1 protein-coding gene is annotated in these 653 nt (G+C 47.8%); it reads left to right on the top strand.

Annotation, left to right across the window (positions count from 1 at the left end; all coding sequences use genetic code 11):
- Positions 1–110 precede the first annotated feature (110 nt).
- The coding region (locus tag AC1DWI_RS25580; RefSeq protein WP_477726243.1) for a class I SAM-dependent methyltransferase at positions 111–653 on the top strand (543 nt) is incomplete at its 3' end.

The following is a 653-nucleotide window of genomic DNA, read 5'->3' as shown; positions in this document are numbered from 1 at the left end:
GTTTTCTAGTGTCTGATCAGCGCTGTCCGGGGGCCCGCAAACAGCTTGTGTTTGCACACACCGATAATCACCACCGACTCATCATTCATCAAAAACTGCGGTAAATCCTCATGAAACTCAATATTGGCTGCGGTCACAACAAGTTTGCCGGATATGTCAACGTGGACGCATTTCAGGAATGCAACCCGGACGTAGTTTGTAACGTGGAAGTGACCCCGTGGATGTGGGACGACAGTTCAGTCGATACCGTCGCCTTCAATCACTCTCTTGAGCACATGGGCCAGCAATCCAGTGTTTTTCTGGGAATCATGAAAGAACTCTATCGCGTATGCAAAAACAATGCTGTGATTGAAATCAACGTACCCCATCCCAGGCACGACAATTTCATCAACGATCCTACGCATGTGCGAATCATCACGCCCGCCCTGTTTGCACTGTTTGACAAGAAAAACAATGACGAGTGGAAATTGCAAGGCATTCCCAACTCACCTTTTGCCCATTATCTGAGTGTAGATTTTGTGACCACCCATGTAGACGTAGTCATCGCCGACCCCTACAGCCAGATGTTTTCGGAGGGGAAAATTTCAGGCGAAGAGCTGGAAATCATGGCGCGCGAAAAAAACAATATCGTCGCAGAATACAGAATCAAACTG

Source organism: Polaromonas sp. P3_C2, from assembly GCF_056402675.1.
The sequence above is the reverse complement of the archived record's forward strand: the minus strand, read 5'-3'. Positions and strand labels throughout refer to the sequence as shown.